The organism is Kiloniella litopenaei (assembly GCF_000982415.1).
Lineage (GTDB): Bacteria > Pseudomonadota > Alphaproteobacteria > Kiloniellales > Kiloniellaceae > Kiloniella > Kiloniella litopenaei.
Window position 1 is genome coordinate 303,562 of sequence record NZ_LANI01000004.1, and the last position, 26,654, is coordinate 330,215.

The 26,654-nt window shown below is 45.5% G+C and carries 24 protein-coding genes and 4 tRNA genes; 19 read left to right on the plus strand and 9 right to left on the minus strand.

What is annotated here, in order from left to right:
• Positions 1-35: 35 nt before the first annotated feature.
• The 6 genes from gyrA (at position 36) to WH95_RS07875 (ending at position 5,753) form a co-directional block, all read left to right on the plus strand.
• Positions 36-2,858, plus strand: a complete 2,823-nt coding sequence (gene gyrA / locus WH95_RS07850; RefSeq protein WP_046505450.1) for a DNA gyrase subunit A — start codon at positions 36-38, stop codon at positions 2,856-2,858.
• A gap of 33 nt (positions 2,859-2,891) precedes the next feature.
• Entirely contained in the window at positions 2,892-3,410 is a 519-nt protein-coding gene (gene coaD / locus WH95_RS07855) for a pantetheine-phosphate adenylyltransferase (protein ID WP_046505267.1), read from the plus strand.
• Positions 3,411-3,562: 152 nt separating this feature from the next.
• Positions 3,563-3,638, plus strand: a tRNA-Lys gene (locus WH95_RS07860).
• A gap of 37 nt (positions 3,639-3,675) precedes the next feature.
• Positions 3,676-3,751 (plus strand) — tRNA-Lys (locus WH95_RS07865).
• A gap of 209 nt (positions 3,752-3,960) precedes the next feature.
• A complete protein-coding gene (locus tag WH95_RS07870) occupies positions 3,961-4,725 on the plus strand; it encodes a 5'-methylthioadenosine/adenosylhomocysteine nucleosidase (RefSeq protein WP_046505269.1) in 765 nt (254 codons plus the stop codon).
• A complete protein-coding gene (locus tag WH95_RS07875; RefSeq protein WP_052741867.1) occupies positions 4,722-5,753 on the plus strand; it encodes a M23 family metallopeptidase in 1,032 nt (343 codons plus the stop codon). Before WH95_RS07870 ends, WH95_RS07875 begins: the two co-directional genes overlap by 4 nt.
• An 11-nt stretch (positions 5,754-5,764) precedes the next feature.
• Here WH95_RS07875 and WH95_RS07880 read toward each other — a convergent pair whose 3' ends face one another.
• Complete coding sequence (locus tag WH95_RS07880) at positions 5,765-5,965, minus strand: hypothetical protein (RefSeq protein WP_046505271.1); 201 nt, start codon at positions 5,963-5,965, stop codon at positions 5,765-5,767.
• A 144-nt stretch (positions 5,966-6,109) separates the two neighbouring features.
• Here WH95_RS07880 and WH95_RS07885 point away from each other — a divergent pair, with 144 nt between their 5' ends.
• The gene (locus tag WH95_RS07885) at positions 6,110-6,322 is read left to right on the plus strand and encodes a DUF3126 family protein (protein WP_046505456.1); all 213 of its coding nucleotides are present in this window, start codon (positions 6,110-6,112) and stop codon (positions 6,320-6,322) included.
• Between the two features lie 230 nt (positions 6,323-6,552).
• Here the strand turns inward: WH95_RS07885 and WH95_RS07890 are convergent, their stop codons facing one another.
• Positions 6,553-6,912 carry a TraR/DksA family transcriptional regulator gene (locus tag WH95_RS07890; RefSeq protein WP_046505274.1) on the minus strand — a complete coding sequence of 120 codons (360 nt, stop codon included), beginning with the start codon at positions 6,910-6,912 and terminating at the stop codon, positions 6,553-6,555.
• A gap of 555 nt (positions 6,913-7,467) precedes the next feature.
• Between WH95_RS07890 and WH95_RS07895 the strand changes: the two genes are divergently transcribed.
• Both WH95_RS07895 and WH95_RS07900 read left to right on the plus strand, forming a co-directional pair.
• Positions 7,468-7,555, plus strand: a tRNA-Leu gene (locus tag WH95_RS07895).
• 116 nt (positions 7,556-7,671) lie between these two features.
• Positions 7,672-7,759: transfer RNA gene (locus WH95_RS07900), tRNA-Leu, on the plus strand.
• Positions 7,760-7,888: 129 nt separating this feature from the next.
• Here WH95_RS07900 and WH95_RS07905 read toward each other — a convergent pair.
• Positions 7,889-8,563: an FMN-dependent NADH-azoreductase gene (locus WH95_RS07905; protein WP_046505277.1), complete on the minus strand. Its 675-nt coding sequence runs from the start codon at positions 8,561-8,563 to the stop codon at positions 7,889-7,891.
• Between the two features lie 120 nt (positions 8,564-8,683).
• On the opposite strand from WH95_RS07905, the gene WH95_RS07910 reads away from it, so the two are divergent.
• Both WH95_RS07910 and WH95_RS21675 read left to right on the plus strand, forming a co-directional pair.
• A complete protein-coding gene (locus WH95_RS07910) occupies positions 8,684-9,562 on the plus strand; it encodes a LysR substrate-binding domain-containing protein (RefSeq protein ID WP_046505279.1) in 879 nt (292 codons plus the stop codon).
• Positions 9,563-9,732: 170 nt separating this feature from the next.
• The gene (locus WH95_RS21675) at positions 9,733-11,181 is read left to right on the plus strand and encodes a DUF502 domain-containing protein (protein WP_204247738.1); all 1,449 of its coding nucleotides are present in this window, start codon (positions 9,733-9,735) and stop codon (positions 11,179-11,181) included.
• 11 nt (positions 11,182-11,192) lie between these two features.
• Here the strand turns inward: WH95_RS21675 and recG are convergent, their stop codons facing one another.
• Entirely contained in the window at positions 11,193-13,274 is a 2,082-nt protein-coding gene (recG, locus tag WH95_RS07925; protein ID WP_046505281.1) for an ATP-dependent DNA helicase RecG, read from the minus strand.
• A gap of 123 nt (positions 13,275-13,397) precedes the next feature.
• On the opposite strand from recG, the gene WH95_RS07930 reads away from it, so the two are divergent.
• Together WH95_RS07930 and mfd are read left to right on the plus strand one after the other, a co-directional pair.
• Positions 13,398-13,682, plus strand: coding sequence for an FAD assembly factor SdhE (locus WH95_RS07930; RefSeq protein WP_046505284.1), 285 nt, complete (start codon positions 13,398-13,400; stop codon positions 13,680-13,682).
• Positions 13,683-13,756: 74 nt separating this feature from the next.
• Positions 13,757-17,239 carry a transcription-repair coupling factor gene (gene mfd, locus WH95_RS07935; protein ID WP_046505286.1) on the plus strand — a complete coding sequence of 1,161 codons (3,483 nt, stop codon included), beginning with the start codon at positions 13,757-13,759 and terminating at the stop codon, positions 17,237-17,239.
• 4 nt (positions 17,240-17,243) lie between these two features.
• On the opposite strand, the gene WH95_RS07940 is transcribed toward mfd, so the two are convergent.
• Positions 17,244-17,966 carry a metallophosphoesterase family protein gene (locus tag WH95_RS07940; RefSeq protein WP_046505287.1) on the minus strand — a complete coding sequence of 241 codons (723 nt, stop codon included), beginning with the start codon at positions 17,964-17,966 and terminating at the stop codon, positions 17,244-17,246.
• Between the two features lie 252 nt (positions 17,967-18,218).
• Here WH95_RS07940 and WH95_RS07945 point away from each other — a divergent pair, with 252 nt between their 5' ends.
• The 3 genes from WH95_RS07945 (at position 18,219) to WH95_RS07955 (ending at position 21,110) form a co-directional block, all read left to right on the plus strand.
• Positions 18,219-19,208 (plus strand): TRAP transporter substrate-binding protein, encoded by a 990-nt coding sequence (locus tag WH95_RS07945; RefSeq protein WP_046505288.1) that lies wholly within the window; start codon positions 18,219-18,221, stop codon positions 19,206-19,208.
• A gap of 93 nt (positions 19,209-19,301) precedes the next feature.
• Positions 19,302-19,823, plus strand: coding sequence for a TRAP transporter small permease (locus WH95_RS20505; RefSeq protein WP_157845917.1), 522 nt, complete (start codon positions 19,302-19,304; stop codon positions 19,821-19,823).
• A 9-nt stretch (positions 19,824-19,832) separates the two neighbouring features.
• Positions 19,833-21,110, plus strand: a complete 1,278-nt coding sequence (locus WH95_RS07955) for a TRAP transporter large permease (protein WP_046505290.1) — start codon at positions 19,833-19,835, stop codon at positions 21,108-21,110.
• A gap of 9 nt (positions 21,111-21,119) precedes the next feature.
• Here the strand turns inward: WH95_RS07955 and WH95_RS07960 are convergent, their stop codons facing one another.
• The gene (locus WH95_RS07960; RefSeq protein ID WP_046505292.1) at positions 21,120-21,770 is read right to left on the minus strand and encodes a DsbA family oxidoreductase; all 651 of its coding nucleotides are present in this window, start codon (positions 21,768-21,770) and stop codon (positions 21,120-21,122) included.
• A 126-nt stretch (positions 21,771-21,896) separates the two neighbouring features.
• Between WH95_RS07960 and WH95_RS07965 the strand changes: the two genes are divergently transcribed.
• The 3 genes from WH95_RS07965 (at position 21,897) to WH95_RS21790 (ending at position 23,571) form a co-directional block, all read left to right on the plus strand.
• Complete coding sequence (locus tag WH95_RS07965; RefSeq protein ID WP_052741869.1) at positions 21,897-22,961, plus strand: phosphotransferase family protein; 1,065 nt, start codon at positions 21,897-21,899, stop codon at positions 22,959-22,961.
• Entirely contained in the window at positions 22,954-23,289 is a 336-nt protein-coding gene (locus WH95_RS07970; RefSeq protein ID WP_046505294.1) for a hypothetical protein, read from the plus strand. Before WH95_RS07965 ends, WH95_RS07970 begins: the two co-directional genes overlap by 8 nt.
• 156 nt (positions 23,290-23,445) lie before the next feature.
• Positions 23,446-23,571, plus strand: coding sequence for a hypothetical protein (locus WH95_RS21790; protein ID WP_281174818.1), 126 nt, complete (start codon positions 23,446-23,448; stop codon positions 23,569-23,571).
• 146 nt (positions 23,572-23,717) lie between these two features.
• Here WH95_RS21790 and WH95_RS07975 read toward each other — a convergent pair whose 3' ends face one another.
• The 3 genes from WH95_RS07975 to WH95_RS07985 all read right to left on the minus strand — a co-directional run bounded on the left by WH95_RS07975 (position 23,718) and on the right by WH95_RS07985 (position 26,593).
• The gene (locus WH95_RS07975) at positions 23,718-25,289 is read right to left on the minus strand and encodes a PAS domain S-box protein (RefSeq protein WP_157845918.1); all 1,572 of its coding nucleotides are present in this window, start codon (positions 25,287-25,289) and stop codon (positions 23,718-23,720) included.
• A complete protein-coding gene (locus WH95_RS07980) occupies positions 25,228-25,707 on the minus strand; it encodes an MHYT domain-containing protein (protein ID WP_046505298.1) in 480 nt (159 codons plus the stop codon). Before WH95_RS07980 ends, WH95_RS07975 begins: the two co-directional genes overlap by 62 nt.
• A 415-nt stretch (positions 25,708-26,122) precedes the next feature.
• The gene (locus WH95_RS07985) at positions 26,123-26,593 is read right to left on the minus strand and encodes a helix-turn-helix domain-containing protein (RefSeq protein WP_046505300.1); all 471 of its coding nucleotides are present in this window, start codon (positions 26,591-26,593) and stop codon (positions 26,123-26,125) included.
• Positions 26,594-26,654 lie beyond the last annotated feature (61 nt).

The following is a 26,654-nucleotide window of genomic DNA, read 5'->3' on the forward strand; positions in this document are numbered from 1 at the left end:
AGGGCATTTCTGTTAAACAGAAACAGGATAATTACGTGACTTCGAACTCTGATACATCATCCGATAATCTGGATATTTTTCCGGTAACAATTGAAGACGAAATGAAGCGGTCGTACCTCGATTACGCCATGAGCGTTATCGTGTCGCGTGCGCTTCCCGACGTCAGGGATGGCCTTAAACCGGTACACCGTCGTATTCTCTATGCGATGAAAGAGTCCGGTTACGACTGGAACAGAGCTTATCGTAAGTCTGCCCGTATTGTCGGGGACGTGATGGGGCAGTATCACCCGCATGGTGACCAGGCCATTTACGATGCAATGGTTCGTATGGCGCAGGATTTCTCTATGCGCCTGCCACTGGTTGATGGCCAGGGTAACTTTGGGTCCATGGATGGCGATCCACCCGCGGCGATGCGTTATACGGAATCCCGTCTGCAACGGGTTTCCAGCGAAGCGCTTTTGGAAGACATTGACCGCGATACGGTTGATTTCCAGGACAACTATGATGAATCCACAAAAGAGCCGATTGTTCTGCCAGCCCGTTATCCGAACCTTCTGGTCAATGGTGCCGGCGGTATTGCGGTTGGTATGGCAACGAACATTCCGCCACATAACCTTGGCGAAGTGCTGGATGCCTGTTGTGCCTATGTGGATGATCCCGAGATCTCTATTGATCAGCTGAACGAGATTATCCCGGGACCTGATTTTCCAACGGGCGGTGTTATCCTTGGTCGTACGACAATTCGCGATGCCTACCACACTGGGCGCGGTTCAATTGTTATGCGTGGTAAGGCCGAGGTTCAGGAAATCCGCAAGGACAAGATGGCGATTGTTGTTACCGAGGTTCCTTTCCAGGTCAACAAAGCCAGAATGCTAGAAAAAATCGCGGATATCGCCCGTGAGAAGACAATCGAGGGCATTACCGACATTAGGGATGAAAGCGACCGTCACGGTGTCCGCGTTGTTATTGAGTTGCGCCGCGATGTCGAGCCGGAAGTTATTCTCAATCAGCTTTATCGCTATAGCCCGCTGCAAACGTCCTTTGGCGCAAACATGTTGGCGTTGAATTCCGGTCGTCCAGAGTTGCTGGACCTGAAATCAATTATTTCGGCATTTATCGCATTCCGCGAAGAAGTCATTACACGCCGCACAATTTTCGAACTGAATAAAGCGCGTGATCGCGCCCACCTTTTGGTTGGTTTGGCGATTGCCGTTGCGAACATTGATGAGGTTATTGAGCTTATCCGGGCTGCTTCTGATCCTGTGATCGCGCGTGAACAGCTTATGAGCCGTGCGTGGCCAGCCAAGTATGTGGAACCACTCATTAAATTGATTGATGAGCCGGGCCGTAATGTTGATGCCGATGGCAATTATTTCCTTTCCGAAGCACAGGCAAGGGCTATTCTGGAGCTGCGTCTACAGAGATTGACCGGGCTTGAGCGGGATAAGATTGCCAAGGAGTTGGAAGAGATCGCGGATCAAATTCGCTTCTATCTCGAAATACTCGCATCGCGCGAAAAGCTTCTTGGTATTCTTCGTGAAGAACTCACGGAAATGAAGGCAAAATACGCCACGCCACGCCGGACAGAAATTCTGGATGGAGTGTTCGGGTATGATGATGAGGATCTTATCCAGCGTGAAGACATGGTGGTCACGGTCAGCCATAGTGGTTACATCAAACGTGTTCCGCTAAGTACTTATCGTGCGCAGCGTCGCGGTGGTAAGGGCCGTTCAGGTATGGCAACAAGGGACGAGGATTTTGTCTCCCAGATCTTTGTTTGTAACACCCATACGCCGGTTCTGTTCTTCTCTTCCCGTGGTATGGTGTACAAGATGAAGGTTTATCGCTTGCCACCGGGAACCCCGACATCACGCGGTAAAGCCCTGGTAAACATGTTGCCTCTGCAGCCGGGTGAAACCATCTCCACAATGATGCCACTTCCCGAGAACGAGGAAGCCTGGTCAGAAATGTACGTTATGTTTGCCACATCGACTGGTGGTATTCGTCGTAACAAGCTGTCTGATTTTACCCGTGTTATGGCGAACGGTAAGATTGCCATGAAACTGGAAGATGAAGACAGCAGATTGATCGGCGTGCAGACCTGTACCGAACACGATGACATCATGCTGTCGACAGCGCGTGGCAAGTGTATCCGTTTCCCTGTGAATGGTGTTCGTGTCTTTGCGGGCCGTACATCCACTGGTGTTCGCGGAATTTCCCTGGCTGAAGGGGATTCGGTTATTTCCATGGCCATTATCAATCACATGGATGCGGATTCAGAGACCCGTGAACAGTATCTTCGTTATGCCAATGCAAAGCGTCGCAGCGAAAACGCGGAAGAGGGCGAGTTTGATCCTTCAGCGCTAGAGACAACATTGTCTCAGGAGCAGCTTGATAGCATGGCAGAAAGTGAGCAGTTTATTCTGTCTATTTCTCAAGACGGTTTGGGTAAGCGTTCATCGTCCTATGAATACCGTGTGACCAGTCGTGGTGGTAAGGGCATTGGAAATCTTGATCTTTCCAGAGCAAAAGGAAAAGCAACGACAGTTATTTCCGTCTTCCCCATTGATGAGACAGATCACATCATGCTGGTAACTGATGGCGGCAAGCTTATTCGCTGTCCCGTGCACGATGTCAGAATTGCAGGGCGTTCAACACGTGGCGTTAATCTGTTTAATGTTGCTGATGATGAGAAAATCGTTTCTGTATCCAGATTGGTGGATGACGGTGAAGACGAGGAAGATGAAATCCTTGAAGGTGCCGAAGGAACAGAAGGTGTTGAAGCGACCGATACGCCAGAAGTTGAGGTAGCAGAGACTGCATCTGAGGCATCTGAAGAGGAAAAGGGTGGGGAGTAATCCTCACGTCCTGATAAAGAAGAGTTTAGGGGCATGACGAAAAAACACGTTGGGCTTTATCCCGGAACCTTTGACCCTGTAACCAAAGGGCACATGGACATCATTACCCGTGGGTGCCGTGTGGTTGACAAGCTGGTCATTGCTGTTGCGCGCAATGACCGCAAGGGACCGCTGTTCAATACCGAAGAGCGTGTGAACATGGTTTTACATGATACAGCTCCACTGCGGGACAAGGGGTTTGAGATCGAAGTTTTGCCTTTTGACAATCTTTTGGTGAACTTTGCACGGGAAGTTGGTGCGGGGGTCATTCTGCGCGGGTTGCGTGCGGTTTCTGACTTCGAGTATGAATTTCAAATGACGGGGATGAATGCTCGCCTTGATGCCGAAATTGAAACCGTATTCTTGATGGCTTCTGAGAAGCAGCAGTTTATTTCGTCTCGATTTGTCAAAGAGATTGGTTATCTCGGTGGTGATATCTCTTCTTTTGTCAGTGCCGAGACGAAATTGAAGCTGGAAGATAAGTTTGAAATTATGCGTAAATCCAAGGATTAATTGGCTTTTTTGCATAATTCTTCTCACTCGCTTTAAAAATATTCCTTTTTTTGGGGCAGAAGAGAAAAAGGCTGTTGACCGAATCAATAAGTGGTTCTATCTTCCGCCTCGCTTACCGCATTACACTTTAATGTCGATAAGCAAATGAGAATGGGCCCTTAGCTCAGCTGGTAGAGCGTCCGACTTTTAATCGGCAGGTCACAGGTTCGAATCCTGTAGGGCCCACCATTCTCCCCAGATTATTCTGGATTATACCATACAGAATGGGCCCTTAGCTCAGCTGGTAGAGCGTCCGACTTTTAATCGGCAGGTCACAGGTTCGAATCCTGTAGGGCCCACCATTCTGTACAAAACACCCCGCTTTCAGGCGGGGTTTTGTTTTTCTACTCTCAAAAGATCATAACTTCTCTGGCCACTTTCTTTTATCAATACTCTTGTTCACTTTCTCGGGGAATAATAGTCTGAACAGGTGGTAGAAATGTTGATGCTTTTAACATTCTGCTGAATATGGTTATTTCAGATTAAAACACGCTGCTTAAAAGGAAAAATCGTGTCCCAGAAACCACTTGGCCTGATTTGCGCTATACCAAATGAAATTCAGCATTTCGGATCGTCTTTTGAGAAGAGGGACGAAAAGCTGATAGCAGGTTTTTCATTCTTATTGGGAAAACTGGATGGCGTTGAAACGGTGCTGGTCGAAGCGGGCATGGGCAAGGTTAATGCCGCCATTGTTACAACATTGCTTCTCGAACAATTTAATTGCCGCACAGTCCTGTTTTCCGGGGTTGCTGGTGGTGTTGACCCTAAACTTGGGGTCGGTGATGTTATCATTGGCGCCAAGCTCATACAGCATGACTATGGGATGATTGTGTCTGATAAGCTGACAACCTATCAGCCCGGACATTTGCCTATTCACATGCCAACCGAAAAGCTTGGGTATGATGCAGACGCCGAACTAATCGACAAGATTTTTGGTGAGTTGAAAGATTTCGAACTCCCGATTATTTCTGCGGAGGCTGCTGGTGGTAAAGCCCGCAAGCCAGCTATTACATCGGGAACCATTTTGACCGGAGATCAATTTATTGGCTGCACGGTTGCAAGAGACAGGCTTGGTAATGAATTGGGCGGTTTGGCTGTTGAGATGGAAGGTGCTGCAATTGCACAGGTAGCAGAGCACTATCAGGTGCCTTTTGTCATTGTTCGTTCGTTAAGTGATCTTGCCGGGGAAGAAAGCACCATGGACTTTGTCAAGTTTCTTGAGGAAACCGCAGGGGGCGCTGCCTTGGTACTCAGACGAATTATCCGTTTGTTATGAGGGCTGGCGTAAAGAAGAGAGCTGTTAGCTGTAGTGTTGGCGGTTTCCTCGGGTCTCTTTTTACAATCTCAACAGGTTTTGCTGATAACAGTTCACCGCAATTTATAAGCCCCATTGATTGTTCTGTTCCCACGGAATGTGTCATTCAAAACTATGTTGATGCACGCCCGGGGACCGGGCATCGTGACTATGCCTGTGGAACATTGAGTTACGAACGCCATAAGGGAACAGACTTTAGGGTTCTTAGTTATGATTTGTATCGTCAGGGTGTTTCTGTGTTGGCGGCTGCTGATGGTGTTGTCGTCGGCCAAGGGAATGAGGCAAATGATGATGAGTATATTTTAAACGGAGACAATGCCGTATACCTGCAGGAAGTTGGGAACAATGTTGTTATAGATCATCCGAGTGGATGGCAAACAATCTACGCGCATCTAAAAAAGGGAACTGTCAGGGTTTCTTTAGGGGATAACGTCAAGGCAGGCGATGTTATTGGTGTTGTTGGGTTGAGCGGAAAGACAGAGTTTCCTCACCTGCATTTTCAGGTATCTCACAACAAAGGTGTCGTCGATCCCTTTACGGGACAAAAACCAGCAGGCTGTACAGTCTCGACCGAGAACTCTTTGTGGAATTTACCCGGGGGAAAAGAGTTTGAATATAAAGATACGGGGATTATAGACACAGGTTTTGCGGGGCAACCGCCTGTCCAAAAGCGATTAGCATTTCATAGTGAACAAAAAAGGCTATTAGTAAAGAATGACCCTGATATTCTTGTGTTCTGGGGGGAGTTTTGGGGCCTAAAAATCGCTGACCGCCTTACTGTAAGGTTTAAAAACCCCAAAGGCGAAATTGTTACCGAGCAAACATCCTTAAAGGATAATCAAGCATCCTATTTAAAGTATGTAGGTAAAAAGAAACCCAAAACCGGATGGATTCCAGGTGTGTATAGGGGCGAAATCAGATTAGAAAGATTAGTAAATGGGCAATGGGTTGTTGTTGATTACAGACAGGAAACGCACACTTTGCCGTAAGTTTTTGAATCTTAAACCTGTATATCCAGATTCTGGCCACGATCTTGGTTAGCGTTAAACTGTTTAGAATCAGCAGACGCTGCACTGTTTTCAACAGGACGCTTGGTTTCCACTGCTGCTTGTGAATTTTTTTCAGCAACGCTGATATCAATAGCTGCAGCAGGTTCAGAGAACCTAATTGTGGGTTCGAAAGATGTCGCATTAATATTCATAATTTGCATCCTGACACAAACACATTAAGTAAGTCTTAACACAATATGGGGAATTTTTTGGTGATTTAAAGGGAAAAAAACCTTTTAGTTCACTTGATGTTTCGTTAATCAGGTCCTTTAAATTTAATGTCGGAGATCGGAAGCGTGGATAACAACGAAATTACCAGCGTAGAAAAATACTTGCGTCAGACTTTTGGAAATGAAGCAATTGCGCTTGATAGAAAAACAAAGAAGGCTGATTCTATTGAGGTAAGTCTGGGCGGTGAATTCATTGGCGTCATATATAAAGATGAGGAAGATGATGATCTGTCCTATTCTTTCAACATGGCGATTTTAGCTGACGATCTGCCCAAATAAAATTACCAACGCGTGAAATACCCTTTGTAAAAAATTATGAGATTGCATCCTGGGCTTTCCTGTGTGTCGTGCGGTCTGGTTAGGTTTGTTTCGGAAGTGCCCGGTGCTATATCTTGTTGATTGGCTCCGGGTATCTTGTTTTGGGACTGTGTGATTTATAATATTTTGGCTCTAGGCATGAAATCACGTAGATGCCAGAGCACTTAATATTTGAGTATTTCCTGAATTGATCATGTCCCTTTTTTTGTCGCGCACTCAATGCAAAGGGTAACTGTTGGGTCCAGTTCCAACCGTTTCAGCTGGATTTCTTCATCACATCGTAAACAGTATCCATAGTTTCCATTTTGCAGACGCGTCAACGTGGTCTCTATTTTGCTGAGTTCTACCTGTCGGCGCCTTTCAGATTCGAGTGACATGGCCTGAGACTGTAATGCGTCCATCCGAGAAAGTCTGCCAACCTTGCTTTGGTCCAGTTCTACGATATCTCGTGATTGCTGGCTGGAGGCACGAATACCAGATATTTCGGTTTTTCGCTTTTCCAGATCAGTGGCAATTTTCTCTAAATTGATGGTTATTTTTCGATTAGACATGGAGCCTCGCTATCCCCGTTGAATAGCATCATAGCAAATAAATGCCCCAATCATAATAAAATAGAGGACGGGGTATAGAACAGAACGGTGGGGGGAGAAAACACCCCGGAACAAAACAGGGGGACGGCCAAATGGGGGTTACCATGAACAGGCATGGTATGGCCAACGTCTCGTTCCGAGGTGTTTATTGGAACATATCAAAACAAATTAGAAAAAGGTTGTGATGTTTCTGTGTCCAAACGTGTGTTTTAAATCAATAAATTAATGAAAATTAACAAAGTGTTAATTTCTATTGGGCGTGATGCAAACGAAAATTGCGATAGTATTTTCGTGTGACATGGTTTGGCTTCTTTTCTGGGAGTTTTAAGTCTTAAATATTATATGGATAGAGTTTCAGACAACGATCCTTATCAACCTTAAAACTGTTTATAAATATACTTTTGTATCATTCGAATAGGCTGTCATTGATTTATCCACAACTAATTTCATTTATTTGAAATTTTTCGTTTGCCCTTTTGGAAAGGATCAGTATATATCCCCATCAGCAACAGCGATGCGGTCGTGGCGGAATTGGTAGACGCGTAACGTTGAGGTCGTTATGGGCTAATAGCCCGTGGAGGTTCAAGTCCTCTCGACCGCACCAAATTGGAATGTTGTTGCTTAAAAATACTTAAGGGCTCCCTGGCAATTTTATGTATTGAAATTATTTGCTTGTTTAACAGCATGTAATTAATCGGGAGCTAAGAGTTTTATAAAGATGCGGCAATGGCGGAATTGGTAGACGCGCTAGCTTCAGGTGCTAGTTCCCTTTATGGGAGTGGAGGTTCAAGTCCTCTTTGCCGCACCATATTATATCTTTGACAGATCAAGCTCTTGTCATTCTCCTTCTATATTAAAACCTTTTCCATCTGATATTTTCATGTGTAGCAAAAGCTCGCCATCAGCTTTCGAGTCTGCGAGCAAGTTTTACGATTCTTCAGGCGTGAGCGGGGTGAGTTAATTCATTCACCAGTTTTACAATTTCTGTTTTTGCATTTGTGATGGACTGTTTATGTCGATCATCACCGAACTCTTGATATTCAGAGCGGATCTCATAAAAATTATCAACACCAAGGTATTTGCTCATGACTTTCATATGCGGACCTAGGTGATTGATTTTTTCCCGAATACCGCCAGGTTCAAACCCGAATTCGCCGGTTGATGTGATCAATACCAGTGTTTTTTCAGACATGATTGGTTCAAGGGGATAGTCTCCGCGCGCTAGATCAAACGTAAAGGTCTTGTGGATGCGAATTACTTGATCAAACCATGCCTTCAAGACCGCTGGCATGCCATAGTTATACATGGGGGAAGAAATTAGAATGATGTCGGCTTTATCGACCTCATCAATTAAAGTATCAGATACTGCGAGTAATTTTTGTTGTGATTTTGTGCGATTTTCCTCATCGGTGAAAACAGCTGCTATCCAATCCTGGTTGATGAAGTCTGGTGGAGTTTGGCTTAGATCCCGGTAGATCACTGTGTCATTTTGCCTTCGCATTTTCCATTCGCCGATAAATCCGGCTGCAAGCTTTTTTGATATCGAGTTATAGCTTGATTCAGAGTTGTCTGTTCTTCGTGCACTGCTATCCAGATGTAAAATTGTTGACATGATATTTCCTGTATCGCGAAGTTAATTCATCAATATGAAAATATATTGTTCATCTGTACCTCTTTGACAAAAGGGTATTTCTGCATCATAGATGAATAAAATTCACTCATAAGGTTTGGTATGTTTTTACATCTCCCCCCTTTGAACAGTATCCGGGTGTTTGATGCAGCTGCCCGTTTAAAAAGCTTTAAAGCCGCTGCATTAGAACTAAATGTCACGCCGACCGCAGTGTCGCACCAAATTCGCAGTTTGGAAGATACGCTTGGTACTCTGTTGTTTGAGCGAAAAACGCGCGCAATTGAGTTGACGGAAGAGGGGGAAAAACTGGCTCAGGTCGCATACCTTTCTTTGCAACAGCTTTCTTCGGTAATTTCCGAGATCACCCATTCACAATCAACACTGACTGTAAGTACGACTGCATCGTTTGCAGCTTTATGGTTGGTGCCTCGGCTTGAGAAGTTTCATCAACAAAACCCGACAATCCAGGTTGTTGTTAAAACAGGTGAACAATTGGATGATTTTGAACGAGATAGACGCATTGATCTTGTCATTCGCTATGGTCGTGATGATGAAGAGGCGCGTGATAAAATTAAACTTGTGACAGAGACTATTGGTGCCTACACAACGCCGTTGTATCTGAAGAACGTAACCAGAATAGAAGATGCTTGTTTGATTGAAACGAAGTGGAAAAATCAGAGCTTACCTTCTATTTCCTGGAGCCAAGTTACTACTGGAAAAATTAAGGAGATAAATACACGGCATTTTGATCAGGAACATCATGTTGTTCAAGCTGCTCTTGCCGGGCAAGGTATTGGGTTGGTGAGCTCTTTATTGGTGGAAACAGCTGTTGAACAGGGCTGGCTGGTGGAGTTTCCAAATCACCCAAAGACAGCCGGACTGGCTTATTATTCAATAATTCCATCTCATAATGCGAGAGATCAAAAGGTAAAGCGTTTTCAGGACTGGCTTTTGCTTGAACTGAGAAATAATAAAATTTGAACATCGCAATTTTAAATATTTTGGCTTTTGTTTCCTGATAATCCTGTCGCTGATGATAGAGTTTTCTAAATTCCTTCTTGAAAACAGGGGCTTTAACAGCAATGTTTAGGTACAAGGCACAGCCTGTTTGTCTTGGTGTCTTGAACAGTTGTTAAATGGAACCTGAATTTATGAAAGATAAAGGTGTAAAAGCCACTCGCAAGTCGCGGCAGTCCTTTACGCAACGACTTAGTAACTATCTTCTGGCCGGGGTCTTGATAACAGCGCCTGTTACCATCACTTTGTGGCTTGCATGGCGTGCCATTACCTTTGTCGATAGTCAGGTAACACCGCTTATCCCCTTGAAGTGGAATCCGGAAAACTATTTGCCTTTTGGCGTTCCCGGGTTGGGGTTGCTTGTGATTATTGTCGGACTGACCTTGATTGGTTTTTTGACCGCAGGTTACATAGGACGCTTGCTAAAACGTGCGAGTGATGCCCTTGTTAAAAAGCTTCCGGTTGTTCGCAGTGTTTACAGCTGGACACAACAGGTCTTTGAAACGGTTCTTTCCCAGAATTCCTCTGCCTTTAACGAAGTTGTGCTTGTCGAATACCCTCATCGAGGGTGCTGGGTTGTTGGCTTTATTACGGGGCGTACCAAGGGTGAAGTACAAAGCCTGACAGATGATACTGTCGTGAATGTTTTTGTTCCTGCGACACCAAACCCGACAACAGGTTTTCTGCTTTTTATTCCCAAACAGGATGTTCATCATCTGGATATGACAGTTGAGGAGGGCATCAAGCTTGTCATTTCAGGGGGCATACTATCGCCTTCTGAGATCAAAAAGCTTACTCAGGATGAAAAAGCGAAGAAAGCCGCGGAAGAAGCACAGGCGCATCATAAGCCAAGTGTCTTTATGAAGTTGAGAAACTATTTTTTTGGTGGCATGTTGGTGACGGCCCCGATTGGTCTTACATTCTGGTTGGCTTGGGAAATCATTATTCTGATTGATAGCTGGGTGCGCCCTTATATTCCGCTGAAGTGGAACCCGGAAACCTATCTTCCTTTTGCGTTGCCTGGGCTGGGGCTGTTTTTTATCTTTGTCACTTTGACATTGATCGGTTTCCTGACTGCTGGAATCGTGGGCAAAACATTGCTGCGGATCAGTGAGCGTTTGCTGGATCAGATGCCTGTCATTCGAACTGTCTATGGTGCCATCAAGCAAATCATTGAGACGATTTTTCAGGACCATTCCAATGCCTTCCGCGAGGTGGTTTTATTCCAGTATCCTCGACCAGGGTCATGGGCTCTAGGGTTTTATACCGGGGATTCCAATCGTTTGATTAAGGATATCTCCGAAGACGAATCAATTAATATTTTTCTGCCAACAACGCCAAATCCAACATCAGGGTTTTTGCTTTTTGTTCCTCGCAAGGAAGCCAGAATGCTGACCATGTCAGTGGAAGAGGGGATCAAGATGGTTGTTTCGGGCGGGATTGTTACCCCTGAATATCATGCACCAGAGCAAGAGCAGGAAAAGTTGACCGTAGAGGCAGTAAGCTCCGATCATGCGGCTAAACCTGTTGAAAAATCAGAGGAAAGTGATAAAGGCACAGAATCTCAAAAGGCTGCTTCGTAAATATAATAAACTTAACCAGACTTTAGATATTTAACTGCTGTATCTCTCTCAAAAAGATACAGCAGTATACGCAATGCCTGACCTCTTGGGGTTTGTAGTGTGGGATCTTTGTCCATGATCAGTTTGGCATCATTACGCGCTGTTGCCAGCAGTTCACCATGGCAGGCCAGATCGGCAACTTTAAACTCTGGCAGTCCGCTTTGCCGCGTCCCCAAGACTTCACCGGCACCGCGCAAGCGCAAATCCTCTTCGGCAATAACAAAACCATCATCACTTTCCCGCATGATCTTGAGGCGGGCTTTACTGGTTTCCCCCAGAGGGCCTTGATACATCAGGATACAGGTCGATTTTTCGCTACCACGCCCAATTCGCCCCCGAAGCTGATGCAGTTGGGCCAAACCGAAGCGTTCGGCATGTTCAATCACCATTATCGTTGCTTGAGGAACGTCAACACCAACCTCGATAACGGTCGTTGCAATTAGAAGGTCAACATTGCCTTTGGCAAATTTTTCCATAACGGCGTCTTTTTCTGCGCCTTTCATGCGACCATGAACCAAGCCCACGCGATCGCCAAATCGTTCACTCAGTTCGCGATATCTCTCTTCGGCTGCGGCAAGGTCTGATTTGTCTGAATCTTCAACCAGAGGACAGACCCAATAGACCTTTGTGCCCTGATCCAGGGATCTCGCAACGCCATTGATAACATCATCAATCCGCTCTACCGAAACAGTGCGGGTATCAACGGGTTGTCGTCCGGCTGGCTTTTCTGTCAGGCGAGAGACTGCCATGTCGCCATAGGCTGTTAACATAAGCGTCCGGGGGATGGGTGTGGCTGTCATCACCAGCATATCGACCCCGGCGCCTTTGCGTGCGAGGGATAGACGCTGGTGAACACCAAATCTGTGCTGTTCATCAATCACGGCCAAAGCGAGGTCAGAGAAATCGATTTCGTCCTGAAAAAGTGCATGTGTGCCAATAACCATCTGTGTCGCACCATCGGCAATGCTTTCCAGAATGGCCTTGCGTGCTTTTCCTTTATCACGCCCGGTAAGAATGACGATAGAAATCCCAAGCTTTTCAGCAAAGGGTTGTAAGGTTTTGTAGTGCTGCCGTGCCAGAATTTCTGTTGGTGCCATTAAGGCAGCTTGAGAGCCACTTTCTATGGCCGCCAACATCGGGAATAAGGCAACGGCCGTTTTCCCGCTTCCCACATCGCCCTGCACCAATCGAAGCATGCGATTTGAGCTTTCCATATCGGCGATGATTTCACGGATAGACTGATCCTGCGATCCGGTCAGCTTAAAGGGAAGGATGTCCAGCATTCTCTCTCTGAGAGATCCATCTCCCTTGATCACGCGCCCCTTTGCCGCCGTCTGCTGTTCCCGGACAAGGGATATCGCAAGCTGGTTTGCCAAAAGTTCATCATAGGCCAAGCGTTTTCTATAGGGGGAGAAGGCGGTCAATTCATCTTCGGATTGAGGGTGGTGAACTTTTTTAAGACAGCTATGCCAATCAAGCCAGTTTTCTTGCTCTTTAAGGGAATTATCAAGCCATTCAGGTACGGCAGGGACTAAGGCAAGGGAGGCCTTGATCGCTTTTGAAAGAGGCTTGAGTGTTACACCTGCGCTTAAGGGGTAAACGGGTTCGACAGTTTTGACGTCTTCTTCTTCGTTTAGTGGCACCATGTGATCAGGATGTGCCATTTGTAGTACATCGCCAAAGCGTTCGAGCTTGCCGCTTATGATCCGTTCTTCCCCGACAGGAAGGAGCTTCATCAGGTAATCCCCGCGTGCATGGAAAAAGATCAATGTCATTTCGCCTGTGTGATCGTGACAGATGACCCGATAGGGGCTACGACGATTGGGGGAGGGAATATGTCGGGATACGGTGATCTTCAGTGTTGCAACACGATCAGAGATCGCGTCGGCAATAGTTGGCGAATAACGCCGATCAACCATCCCCACAGGTAAATGCCAACACAGATCAAGCACACGTCCACCTGCCAGCTTTTCATAAAGCGTGCTTAAACGGGGCCCAACCCCCTGAAGAGTTGAAACAGGTGTAAAGAGTGGAAAGAGAATCTCTGGACGCACGGGCTTTGACTTGCAGAAATTAAATCGGATGTTTATTAAATGTTCTAGTAATGTTTCCTATATCACAGCTTAATGTGCAAGCGAAACGAACAAGCGTAGTAAATTCAATAGCGGGTGAGATTTATGAGTATGGCAGCTGACGCTGAATTGGAAAAAAGGCGTAAACAGCTCAGATTCAGAAGCTGGCATCGCGGAACACAGGAAGCCGATCTCATTATCGGAACCTTTGCCGATCAAAACGTTGGTAGTATGGATGCGACCGAACTGGATCTTTTCGAACGCGTACTCGAAATCCCGGACCCTGTCCTCTATGACTGGATTATTGGGAATTCCGCTCCGACGGAAAATATGCACAACAAAGTTCTTGATGCTTTGCTAAGCTTTAAATACACCCCGAATAAACGATAATTCCCCTTATTGAATAGGTTCTATTGCCGAAACCTTGGCGATCAGAGCGATGATTATTATAAAGAATTGTAACAGTGAAAACACTCGCGACCCGACTTCAAGCCGCCGATCACTATCAGATTTCATCAGCACCCGAAGGCTATGACGCTCAGCTTCTTGCCGAGCTTGTTGCCGAGCTGGCGCCACAGCCTGTTCTTCATGTTGCGCTCGATGATAACCGTCTGGCTGTTCTTGCCGAGCTTGTCGGGTTCTTTGCGCCCGATATAGAGATTATTGAAATCCCGGCCTGGGATTGTCTGCCCTATGACCGGGTCAGTCCGCACAAGGATATTCTCGCGGCGCGTATCAATGCTTTTGCGAAGTTACTGGCAACACCTGCTCCCAAGTCAGGGCGGCTTGTCTTGACCACTGTTTCCGCTGCACTTCAAAAAATTCCGCCTAGAGAGTTATTTAAAAACAGAACCCTAGTCGCCAAATCTGGCGTGGAAATTAAAAACGAAGATTTGGTGAAATTCTTTTCGACCAATGGATATCTGCGTTCAGAGACGGTTAGTGAGGCGGGGGAATATGCCATCCGTGGCGGTATTGTCGATGTTTATCCGCCGGGCGAAGAGCTTCCCCTGCGTCTGGATTTCTTTGGGGATGAGCTGGATACCCTAAGATATTTTGATCCGCTGACACAAAGAACAACAGGCGACGCGCAAAGTCTGGAGCTTAAGCCCGTCGGAGAAGCAATTCTTGATGAAAAGACAATCGAGTCTTTCCGAAAAGGCTATCGAGAGACCTTTGGTACTGTTGCCAAGGATGATCCGCTTTACGAAGCTATATCGGAAGGGCGACAGTATCCGGGAATGGAACACTGGTTGCCGCTTTTTTATGGCGATCTGGAAACGTTGTTTGATTATTTACCAACCGCTGTGGTGACACTGGATGGTCAAGTGGCAGAAGCAAGGGATGCCCGGATCGAGTCCATCACCGATTTTTTCCAGGCTCGTCAGACAATGGAAAACACGGCTGAAGGTGGCTGGGTTTATAAGCCAGTTCCTATGCAGCGTTTGTTCCTGTCTGTTGAAGACTGGGATGGTATTTTATCCAAAAGGCCGGTCACACAGTTTTCAGGCTTTACGTTACCTGATCATCTTGAAAACCTGATTGATGTCGAAGGGAAGCAGGGAAAAGATTTTTCCGAAGCCAGAAATCGGGAAGATGTGAATGTCTTTGACGAGGTCAGTGAATACATTCGGCTTCAACAGACAAACGGTAAAAAAATTATCGTTACCGGTTTTACTGATGGATCCCGCGATCGACTTGTTTCCATGTTTCATGAACACGGTTTGACCAATACCGATGTTCTAAAAGAATGGAAAATCCACAAGAAAACCATGCGTAAACAGGTTCAATTCCTGACGCTGGGGTTGGAACGCGGTGTGATTACGCCAAATGTTGTGTTTATTACCGAGCAGGACATTTTGGGGGAACGCCTTGCCAGAGCACAAAAAAGACGCCGCAAGTCGGATAACTTCCTCAAAGAAGTTTCTTCCCTTCAGGACAGAGACTTTGTTGTCCACATGGAACACGGGATCGGACAGTACATTGGTCTGGAAACCGTTGATGTTGGCGGTGCACCGCACGATTGTCTCAAGGTTATCTATAGCGGTGGCGACAAGCTTTTTGTTCCCGTAGAAAATATCGAAATACTGTCGCGTTATGGCTCGGAAGATTGTGGCGCTGAGCTTGATCGTCTGGGGGGGGCAGCCTGGCAGGCTAAAAAAGCACGCGTCAAAGAGCGCATCAGGGAAATTGCGCACCAGCTTATCGGCATTGCAGCGAACCGATTGTTACGCAAAGCGGACACAATTGATGTGCCCGAAGGGTTGTACGACGAGTTTGCCGCCCGTTTCCCTTATCCCGAGACCGAAGATCAGCTCAATGCCATTGCGGATGTTTTTGAAGATCTGAGGTCAGGGCGACCGATGGACCGCCTTGTTTGTGGTGATGTTGGCTTTGGGAAAACTGAAGTTGCTCTTCGGGCAGCTTTTGTTGCGGTTATGAGTGGCAAGCAGGTAGCTGTTGTTGTGCCGACAACACTCTTGGCCCGTCAGCACTACAATAACTTTGTCGAACGCTTCAAAGGTTTGCCTGTACGCATTGGGCAGCTATCGCGTCTGGCGACCAGTAAAGAGCAGACTGAAACCAAAAAAGGTCTTGCCGAGGGAACGGTTGAGATTGTGGTTGGAACCCATGCCGTTTTCGCGAAAAATATGAAATTCTCTGACCTTGGTTTGCTGATTGTTGATGAAGAGCAACACTTTGGCGTTAAGCAAAAAGAACGTTTGAAAGAACTGCGTTCTGATGTGCATGTTCTGACCTTAACAGCAACCCCGATACCGCGAACGCTACAGATGGCAATGTCTGGTGTTAAAGAAATGAGCCTGATTGCCACGCCACCGGTGGACCGTCTTGCCGTACGTACATTTGTGCTGCCCTTTGATCCTGTCATTGTACGTGAAGCGATTTTAAGAGAACACTATCGTGGCGGGCAGACCTTCTATGTCTGTCCGCGTCTGTCGGATTTAAGAGAGCTGAAAGAGCGTCTTGAAAAGCTTGTGCCGGAAGTCAAAATCTGTGTGGCACACGGGCAGTTGGCGGCTAGTGATCTGGAAGATGTGATGACCGCTTTCTGTGATCACCAGTACGATGTCTTGTTATCGACCAGTATCATTGAATCCGGGCTGGATATTCCAAGTGCCAATACAATGCTGGTTCACCGTGCTGACATGTTTGGTCTTGCCCAGCTTTATCAGATCCGCGGACGTATCGGTCGGTCCAAAATCCGGGGTTATTGTTATCTGACCCTGCCTGTTGGCAAGCTGTTGAGCAAAACAGCTGAACGCCGCCTTGAAGTTATGCAAACGCTGGATAGTCTCGGGGCCGGATTTAACCTTGCCAGCCACGATATGGATATCCGCGGAGCAGGGAATCTGGTCGGGGATGAGCAATCCGGCCATATTAAAGAAGTCGGTGTTGAACTCTATCAGCAGATGCTGGAGGAAGCCGTTGCAACGCTGCGCAGTGATGAAGTGAATAACGAAGAGGACCACACATGGTCGCCGCAGATCAACATCGGCACATCTGTATTGATACCGGACCGTTATGTGGCTGATCTGAATGTGCGCTTGGGGCTTTATCGTCGCCTGTCTTCCTTGACCGAGCGATCCGAAATTGACGGCTTTGCTGCCGAGCTTATTGACCGCTTTGGGGATCTGCCGGAAGAGGTGGAAAACCTGTTGCAGGTCATGTTGATCAAAGGTCTTTGTAAACAGAGTGGTGTTGAGAAGGTGGATGCAGGCCCCAAAGGTGCCGTTGTTTCCTTTAGAAATGATACCTTTGAAAACCCATCGGCGCTTATCATGTTTATTCAGGAACAGGTGGGAACCGTTAAAATTCGCCCGGATCACAAGCTCGTTTATCGCCGCGCCTGGGATGATGCCGCGAGCCGCCTGAAAGGCGTTAAGATGATGATGGAAGAGTTGGTCAAGCTTGCCAAGGCATCATAATTACTTAAGCAAAAACCTGTGCCCAATCCGGATAACCATTCAGCTCGGCTTGTTGAGCAACCTTTGACCAATCGTAATCCAGGGCTACAAGCTCGACAGACCAACGTCGTTCAGTTTTTGTTGCCATAGCATAGTGGGCAAGTGCTATGCCATTTTCGGCTTCCATGGGGTTATCTGTATCTGTGTATCTGGGGCAACCGACACTGCCGGGATTTATAATGGTACTTCTGTTGGGACCCATTGCGATATGTGCCAGATGACTATGACCACAAAGATATAGACTGGCCTGATGATCCGGGCCTATACGTCTGTGTACATCTTCACCACGAGCTAGAGCCAGGCGTCCGTCAACTTTATCTTCCAGTAGGTATTGTGTATCGCTATCAGGTGTGCCGTGAAACGCGAAGATGTCTTCATCTAGATGCAATCGGGAAGGGAGGTCACCAAGCTTCTGCTTTTCAAATCCTGACAGTACTTCACAGGCAAAGTTATAACCCGGATTGATTTCTGACGCTTTGCGTTCGGCGAGCCACCGATCATGATTGCCCCGCACAGTTGGCAAGTTTAGCTCTTTGAGAAGGTCGTAAGTTTCTTTGGGCCAAAAGGGGCCGGAAACACAATCCCCGAGGTTAAGGGTAAGGTCGGGCTTGCGGCGTTTAATGTCTTCAAGAACAGTTTCTAACGCCAGAAGGTTTCCATGGATATCTGATATAATTGCGATCTGCATTTGTCCAATAACCCCTTCTTTATTGTCTTATTCTCAATAGGATATTCGGAAAATAAAAAATACCCGAGCGTTACAAGTTTGATAAAATCAACTAATTCTATTCCCTGTTAGGTATTATTATTGCGTCTTATTTTCAAATCAATTGATTTAAGTTAGTTTCTCTATTATTGAATAATTCTCTTCTGTGGTTGCGCGACACCAATTCTAAGTCCGTAAAGATCAAAAAAATAATAAACACTTGGGATCAAACTTATGACAAAAATTTTATCCAGCCTGATCGCAGGCGCCGTCTTTTCTACTTTTGTGAGTGCCGCACAGGCGGAAACAACGCTGAGATTAACGCTACAGCTGCCCTTGAAACATCCGTTGGGCCAAAATATTTCCAGCTTTAAGGAAGAAGTTGAAAAGGAATCAAACGGAGAGCTGAAAATCGAAATTTTCCCTTCTGCACAGCTGTTTAAGGACAAAGAGGTTCCGCAAGCTGTTGCATCAGGTGCCATTGAAATGGGGATTGCTTCTTTAACACGCTTTGTTGGAACAGTGCCTGCTGTGGATGCGTTTTATGTCCCTTTTCTATTTGATAGTACAGAAAAGGTTCAGGCCGCGACTGCACCGGGTAGCTCTATTCGCCAAATTCTTGATCCCGCAATTGAGAAAACGGGTGCGAAGCCATTGTGGTACCAAGCTTTTGGTGGGGCTATTGTACTGACAAAGGGGGACACGCCAATTGTTGTTCCTGCTGATGCGAAAGGCAAGAAGATCCGTTCTTTTGGGGCAACGATCTCAGATACGATCGAAGCACTTGATGCGGCTCCGACTATTATGTCTGGCTCTAAGCAATTTCTTGCGTATCAAAATGGTACAGTTGATGCGGGCATGACTGGAATTACTGCTGTTCAATCCAGAAAGCTCTATGAGGTTATGGATCACCTTACCCTTACAAATCATGCTGATATCGAGTTTATTGTTGTTATTAATAATGATGTCTGGAACGGTTTGTCCGAGAAAGAGCAGGCAATTATTACGAAGGCTGGGCAACGGGTAGAACAGGAATTGCGGACTTCAATTGCCAATAAAGAAGCTGAGGCACGCAAATATCTGGCTGATAAAATCAACATTATCGAGCTAACTGACGAGCAACGTGCCGAGTGGAAAAAGGCCACGTCATCTGTCGTGGATGCCTATGTTGAAAGAGCAGGCGCGGAAGGCAAGGCCATCGTTGATGCCGCTGGCAAACTCTAGTAGTTCGCTTTCTGGGCTGTTATTTAGAAAGGGGTAATTCGGTTACTCCTTTCTATAATTCTTTAAGTGTCTGGCAAAATATTCCTTGGTCTAATGAATTTCTTTAAACACTTCTCCAAGACAATAGATAAGCTCACAAATGCTGCGGGTGTTGTTGCGGCTTGGCTTTTTTTCCTAATTGGATTTTTCATCACTTATGAAGTTGTTATGCGAAAACTTGGTATGCCAACTAAATGGTCGGAAGAATTTTCCCAGATTGCTCAAATCTGGTGTGTTTATTTGGGCATTGCTTTTGCCTTGCAAAAAAGAAGCCTGATCATCGTGGATATTATTGGCGACAACGTGAATAAGTTGTTACGCAAGGGATTGGATCTTTTTGCCATTATACTGACGGCACTTTTTTGTGTTGTCGCAACTGTGAATAGTTTCAAAGATATTGGTTATTCGCTTAAAACCTCTGCCACTACAGACACTGTACTGGCGATACCTATGTGGATTATTCAGATATCTCTTCCCATCGGACTCACGTTCCTTTTCCTCCAGTGCTTATCAGAATTCTACAAAACCTGCACAGGAACCGAAGAAACTCTGAGCGAACTAGATCAAGCGCACTAGGACACTATTATGGAAACTATTCTTATACTTCTTTCCCTAATTGGCCTTTTGCTTTTGCGTGTTCCTGTTGCAATCGCAATGGCTTCCCTTGGGGCTATTTTATTATGGCTCAAAGGCTTGCCAATGATAATGGTCAGCCAGTTTATGATATCAGGCGTTGACAGTTTTGAGCTTTTGGCTGTGCCGTTATTCCTTTTGATGTCTCATATTCTTCTTGTGGGCGGGGTTGGTTCTGACCTGTTTCGGGCTGTTCAGTCATGGGTGGGGCATTGGCCCGGCGGTTTGGCTATTGCGACGGTGCTAACTTGTGCTTTGTTTGCTGCTATCTCTGGTTCTTCAGTTGCAACAGCTGCAACCGTTGGAACCGTCGTCATCGTGGAGATGACAAAAAGAGGATATCCTAAGTTCTTTGTTCTTGGTCTGGTTGCGGCTGGGGGGACCCTTGGTATTCTCATTCCACCTTCAATTCCGATGATTATATATGGTGTTATAACCGAAGCCTCTATCCCAAATTTGTTTCTTGCTGGTATCGGACCGGGTATTTTCCTTGCCGGTATGTTTATTCTCTACAGCTTTGGTTTTGCCCGATTTAATAAAAATTATGTGCGTTCGGAAAAAGCAACCAGGGCAGAACGTATTTCTTCCAGTATTGCGGCACTTCCGGTTGCTCTGATTGCCTTCGTGGTCGTCGGGGGTATCTATGGGGGGCTCTTTACGCCAAGTGAAGCTGCGGGAGTGGGCTTTTTCTTGTCACTGGCTATTGTTCTGGCAAAGAGAAAAAATACTCTAGAGGATATTCATACCGCTGCGATGGCTGCCATGAAGACAACCGTGACCGTTCTGCTTATTGTCGCTGCCGCTGCCTTGTTTGGAAAATCCATTACGATTTATCAAATTCCACAAGATGTGACGACCTTTGTCGCAACGGCCTTTTCCGAGCCTTGGCTTTTTACATTGGTGATTTGTATCGTTTTGCTGGTCATGGGGTTATTTCTGGAATCATTGAGCATGTTGCTCATCATGATGCCGGTTTTATTTGAATCGCTGGCACCGATGGGAATACATCCAATCTGGTTCGGGGTTCTGTTTGTAATTATGATCGAATGCGCCTTAATTACGCCGCCAGTTGGCATGAACCTTTTTGTTGTTCAGGCCGTAGGAAAGGCCAAACTGTCCGAAGTTATTCAGGGTGTTTGGCCCTTTGTCCTTATTATGCTGGGAACTGCGGCCTTACTTTGGTTTGTTCCCGGGTTGGCGATGTATATACCTTATGGCGATAAATTTTAGACAGTGTCCTTAGCCGTTTTCGGTTAACTGTTGATGACCTATATCCAACATCTGGGCCAATGTATCGGGGCTTTGCGCGCCGGGAAGAATGTGTTGGCGATTGACAATAAAACAGGGAACGCCAGTCAAGCCGATATTGCGTGCGTTCTGATCTGTGTAGAGAACATCTTCGTGACCCTTGGCGCTATTCAGGTATTCTTCTGCTCCTTCAAGGCCAACTTCAACAGCAATATCTATAAGTACATTACGTTCGCCAATGTTTTTCCCTTCCAGAAAATAATTCTCAAACAGACGTTCCATAAGCTCGTCCTGTTTTCCCTGTGCCGCTGCGAAGAGGGATAGGCGGTGGGCGTCAACTGTGTTTGGCGTTTTTTGGATATCATCAAATTTAAAATCAATACCTTCGGATTTACCAGCTGCCGCGATCTGGCTGTAAAACTGTGTTGCGTTAGCGCGGCCGCCGAACTTTGTATCCAGATAAGTTTGACGATCCATGCCTTCTGTCGGCATATCGGGGTTTAACTGGAACGACAGCCAGCGAATTTTGACGTCAAAATTCGGGCGGAGCTCTTTGGCTTTTTGAAAGCGCTTATAGCCAATATAACACCACGGACAAATGGGGTCGGAATATACATCGATTTCAATAGGTGTTTTGGTCATAGTGATATTGGCCTTATTGCGTGATTAGAAAGATCTCGGTCTGTTTCTGACTTTGTTGGTATCGATCTATTTGTTATGAGTTACCTCGGATATAGGAACACTTTCTACGTAGTAAAAGGACAAGCTGTGCTTTTGGCCCCCAGCAAAACAAAAAGCATTACGAAAACAAACGCGACATTAGTTCAATTTGTGGGCAAGGTACTCGGTCGTCAAGGACTTCACATTGAAAAGCTGTTCACAATGTCCGGAGGTGCTATTCAGGAAAACTGGAAAATGGATCTTGGGTCATCAGGAGATGAAAAATTTTCCATTGTTCTGCGGACTGATGCCAAGACAAAAATCCCTGGAAGCTTGTCAAAAAAACAAGAATTTGATTTCCTATCGATGGCCTGGCGGGCAGGGGTAAAAGTGCCTGAACCCTATTGTCTTTGTGAGGATGTAAGTGTTATCGGGAAACCTTTTATTCTTTTGGAATATTTGCCCGGGACAACTGATTTTGATCAAATTCATCAGCTAAATATTGGTGAAGCGCTAGGGTATGAACTTGGTGTCGAATTGGCAAAGATCCATAGCGTAAAACCTGAAGGTACTCATGATGTTGACTGCTTATCTTCCATAGATTTTTCCCGGCAAAAGATAAAATCCTATCAAGAGTTTTTTGATGCCCGAGACGAAGTCAGCTTGCCATCTGAATGGGCGATGCGATGGTGTTTATCCCGACTGGAAAATATGACGACGTCACCTGTAACCTTGACCCATGGGGATTTCAGAACCGCAAATTACCTGGCGACATCAGATGGTTTGTCTGGCCTGTTGGATTGGGAGTTTGCGGGGTGGGGGGACCCCTATAGTGATTTGGGATGGTTTTGCGCAAAGTGTTGGAGATATGGCATGGAAGCCACACCAGCAGGCGGGATATCAACCAGAGAAAGCTTCTACAAGGGTTATAGCTCTGTATCAGGCAAAAGAGTTGATAATGACCGAGTGCTATTTTGGGAGGTAATGTCGCTTCTGAGATGGCTTGTTATTGCTATACAGCAGGGCGATAGAAACTTTGTTGCGGGCGAAAATGATTTGGAGTTAGGGTTAACGGGCCTTGTACGCCCCCCAGAGATAGAGCGTATGTTATTAGAGTTGACGCCGCCAGAAAGTTGGACAAACCTTCTGAATTTGGAGAGAACATATGCGTAAAAAAATAGAATTCTTACTCATACAGGCATCACAACTAATCGCGTTGTACGAAAAAAACAACAGGCCAGTACCCAGAGACACATCAAAGGCTGTTCAACGTATTGAATGGATTGCTGCATCGTTACAAAAAGCAGAAGTAGGCTCCTTATTTTCTGTAAGTGATAATTTATCAAATAAAAGACAGAAAGAAGGGATAAGGAATAAAAAACACGATGCGGACAAAGCGTTGTACGATAGTCTTATCAGGGAAAATGAGAGTACTTTGGAAACGATTAGCCCTTCTAGTCTCGCGCGTTATGTTCCATTGCTTGAGACACCGGAAAAATAGAAAATAATTTTTTTAACTAATTGATAAATAACATTATTATTAATTTTTAAGTTTTTATTTCTAAGTTTGTTCTCTTTTTGTTCTTGACGGGGTGTGTCTTTTGATGCATAGATGTTCACATATTGTTCTTATTGAGTTTGAACTGAGGAGCCTGATATGCAAGATGAAACAAAAATGTTAGATTTTTTACTAAGTAGCCTGGTGGCATTTGGTAGTTTCGGGTTTTTTCTTTTTGTACTCTCTTATGGTTGGTTAACCGCTTTTCAAGTTATTGCCCAATAGATTTTAGTAAACCCACTTTTAATAATAGTCACAGTCTATTTTGACTTCGTTTCGAAGAAATGACAAATCACCATCACCTTGTTCTATACAAGTGTGGTGGTGATCTTTTAGGGGGACGCTAGAGGTCTTTGTTGATTTCTAATAATTTAACCGACGGCGGCTTGTCCCTCGGTAAGTTCTTTCTCAAGAGATAACGGGAAAAGAATTTTGATCTTTGTTCCTTCTCCTTTTTGACTGGAAATAGTCCATTCCCCCCTGAGTAAATCTACAAAAGCATGAACGATGGGTAAGCCAAGCCCGGTCCCGGATAAATCAGAGGTGAAGGCATTTTTGACTTGGCCGAATGGCTTTGTCGCGAACTCAACCTCTTCTTCGGTCATGCCAATACCGTTATCTTCGATAATAATCTGAATTTGTTGGTTACAGGGCCACGCCCGTATCGTAACTCTTCCGTCCGCGGGGGTATATTGCACCGCGTTTTTGATGAGGTTGATAAGTACTTGGTACAATTTGCCTCTGTCGGTGTTGATCGTTTCTGGCAAATCATTGTCCAGTAATACCGCAACCGTTAGTTTCTTTTCCTCAGCATGATTTTGTACCGTGTTAACAGCATCAGATATTAATATTGACAGCGCTATATCGGTAAGTTCCAGATTCTGAGAATCCTGTTCAATTTTTGATAGTTCTAGCAGGGCGTCTACAATGCTGAGAAGATGATTGCCGGATGAAAAAATATCTTCGGAGTATCCAACATAAGTCTCGTTGATTGGCCCGAATGCCTGTGCGCGCATAATATCCGAAAAGCCGAGAATGGCATTTAAGGGGGTTCTCATTTCATGGCTCATATGAGCCAGGAAATTCGACTTCATTTCATTGGCTTCTTTGGCGCGTGTCGCTTCTCGTAATTCACGTTCGATTTCTTTTCTGACAGAGATATCACGTAAAATACCAGTATAGAGGATCTCTCCATCAATTTTTGTTTCACCGACAGAAAGTTCCAGGGGGATAATCGTTCCGTCTTTGTGTCGACCAGAAACTTCCCTGCCTATACCGATAACTCGTGCTTTCCGGGTATCTTCGTAATGTTTTATATATTCACGGTGCTCATTAGGACTGATGCCGTTGGTGATCATGGCAATATTTTGACCAAGAGCTTCTTGAGCTGCATATCCAAATATACGATAGCCACTTTCGCTCCATTGTCGAATAGTTCCGTGCTTGTCAATAACGATAATTGCTTCGACCGCGGTATCAAAAATTGCCTGTAATCTTGCCTGATCTGCGCGTGCATCTTTTTCTGCAATAGCTCTCTGGCGTGCCTCATCTGCCAGGTTTCTGACGCTTTCTTTCAAGCGAGCGGCAAAAGCAGCAGTCGCTACACCACCAGCCAAGACCAAAGTTCCAAGGCCGACAAAGACAGCAAGTACAACATCGGCTAAACGTCCCGTTGGGCCAATTTCTTCTAGGATTGGATAGAAAATAGCCGCTTGCATGGCAATGTAGTGCATGGATGCGACGGCAAGTCCAAGTGTTATGGCCGCAATGATCTGACGCACACGTGGATAGGATGTTTGCCTTTGCCCATATTCGACCACGGACAGAGAAATGTAAGATAAAATGATGGCGGCAAAAACTGACAGAGCAACGTATTGAGGATCATAAAAAAAGAATGGCAGGCAAGCGCATTGCTGCCATTCCGACGTAGTGCATGGTCCCAATGCCTGCACCCATCAATACGGCACCGATAATCAATCGTAAGTGAAGATTATAGCGTTGCTGACTCACCACAAACAAAGCTGTTAAACTGGCGAGAATTGCTGGAACAATTGAAATTGATGTTGTTAGGAAATCGTAGGATATTCCACAAGGCAGTGAAAATGCCAACATACCAATAAAATGCATGCCCCAGATAGCACCGCCAAAGGCCAGTCCACCTGCTACTTTCCAAAGAGACCCGCTTCCTTTGTTATTTTCGGTTAGTTTTTCAGCACGTGCTAAACACATCATGCCTGCCCAGCCGCCAAAGATAGCAATGGCAATTGATAGTGCGACGAGGTCGGGTCGGAAAGATCCAATAAGTGGCATAGAATTGCCAGGAAAGTCGACTAGAGATGTAAAGTAAGTGTCAATATACATGCCCCGATCCTAGCATCGAAAGCTTACTGAAAACTTTCTAAGGCAACTGCAAAATTGTAAAATTATATGATTATAAAAGAGTAATAATTATGCCTATAGACGTACTATGGCATAATACTAATCGCAAATACACAATGTCTGGACCAGTTTTTCGTCGTTCGAAAAACTTTTGTGGTCGATTGTGAACTTACTCCCTAGTCAAAGTATCATCAGTCAAGGTATCATCTCGATAACAATGTTTAGATCTATTCGAATGATAAAACAAGATAACTCGCAGAGTTGAATACGCACTTATTGGGCGAGATATATCATGATGTGAATATCTGTCGAAGATTTCATTCAGCCAACATTATAGAGGCATTAGCTTTAGCATGCGATGCAATTTTTACTGGTTATAGTCGAGCCTGATGAGATCTTACTCTGTTGAATCAGGAGGATCACCTGTAACTTTTCCCAATGTTTTCGCCATATCCAATAGGCGTTTTCTCACGGTTGTTTCTTCAATTTTGTAATATGCTCTAACCAGTTCTAATGTTTCTCTTCTGGCCATTGGATCTTTTTGAAAGGGCAGCTCTTCGCCTTCTTCTGCCATGCCTCTTATTTGGCCTGGGGAGCGGTGAGATACTTCATCAGTCATTTCATCAAAGAAGTAACCAATATCAATATCTAGAACCCGTGCGAGATCATACAGACGGCTTGCTCCGATGCGGTTGGTTCCACGTTCATATTTTTGAACTTGTTGAAATGTCAAGCCAAGGGCTTCGCCTAATTTTTCCTGGCTTAAACCAAGCAGGGTGCGTCGTAGTCTTAATCTTTGTCCAACATGGACATCGACTGCATTGGGAACGCCAGTAATTCTTTTCGGAAGTGATTTTTTATTTCTCATGCTTACCCTTGATGGTTGCGATAATACTCTTTGCTTTACCGCCCTCAATACTCAAAGTGTT

Bases quoted from the DNA above. Each gene is read 5' to 3' on its own strand.
- coaD (WP_046505267.1), top strand. From the start codon at position 2,892: ATGACGAAAAAACACGTTGGGCTTTATCCCGGAACCTTTGACCCTGTA.
- WH95_RS20505 (WP_157845917.1), top strand. From the start codon at position 19,302: ATGAATTTCTTTAAACACTTCTCCAAGACAATAGATAAGCTCACAAAT.
- WH95_RS07955 (WP_046505290.1), top strand. From the start codon at position 19,833: ATGGAAACTATTCTTATACTTCTTTCCCTAATTGGCCTTTTGCTTTTG.
- WH95_RS21675 (WP_204247738.1), top strand. From the start codon at position 9,733: ATGAAAGATAAAGGTGTAAAAGCCACTCGCAAGTCGCGGCAGTCCTTT.
- WH95_RS07875 (WP_052741867.1), top strand. From the start codon at position 4,722: ATGAGGGCTGGCGTAAAGAAGAGAGCTGTTAGCTGTAGTGTTGGCGGT.
- WH95_RS07960 (WP_046505292.1), bottom strand. From the start codon at position 21,770: ATGACCAAAACACCTATTGAAATCGATGTATATTCCGACCCCATTTGT.
- WH95_RS07940 (WP_046505287.1), bottom strand. From the start codon at position 17,966: ATGCAGATCGCAATTATATCAGATATCCATGGAAACCTTCTGGCGTTA.
- WH95_RS07930 (WP_046505284.1), top strand. From the start codon at position 13,398: ATGAGTATGGCAGCTGACGCTGAATTGGAAAAAAGGCGTAAACAGCTC.
- WH95_RS07890 (WP_046505274.1), bottom strand. From the start codon at position 6,912: ATGTCTAATCGAAAAATAACCATCAATTTAGAGAAAATTGCCACTGAT.
- WH95_RS07905 (WP_046505277.1), bottom strand. From the start codon at position 8,563: ATGTCAACAATTTTACATCTGGATAGCAGTGCACGAAGAACAGACAAC.
- WH95_RS07985 (WP_046505300.1), bottom strand. From the start codon at position 26,593: ATGAGAAATAAAAAATCACTTCCGAAAAGAATTACTGGCGTTCCCAAT.
- WH95_RS07970 (WP_046505294.1), top strand. From the start codon at position 22,954: ATGCGTAAAAAAATAGAATTCTTACTCATACAGGCATCACAACTAATC.
- WH95_RS07945 (WP_046505288.1), top strand. From the start codon at position 18,219: ATGACAAAAATTTTATCCAGCCTGATCGCAGGCGCCGTCTTTTCTACT.
- WH95_RS07980 (WP_046505298.1), bottom strand. From the start codon at position 25,707: ATGTATATTGACACTTACTTTACATCTCTAGTCGACTTTCCTGGCAAT.
- WH95_RS07910 (WP_046505279.1), top strand. From the start codon at position 8,684: ATGTTTTTACATCTCCCCCCTTTGAACAGTATCCGGGTGTTTGATGCA.
- WH95_RS07880 (WP_046505271.1), bottom strand. From the start codon at position 5,965: ATGAATATTAATGCGACATCTTTCGAACCCACAATTAGGTTCTCTGAA.
- WH95_RS21790 (WP_281174818.1), top strand. From the start codon at position 23,446: ATGCAAGATGAAACAAAAATGTTAGATTTTTTACTAAGTAGCCTGGTG.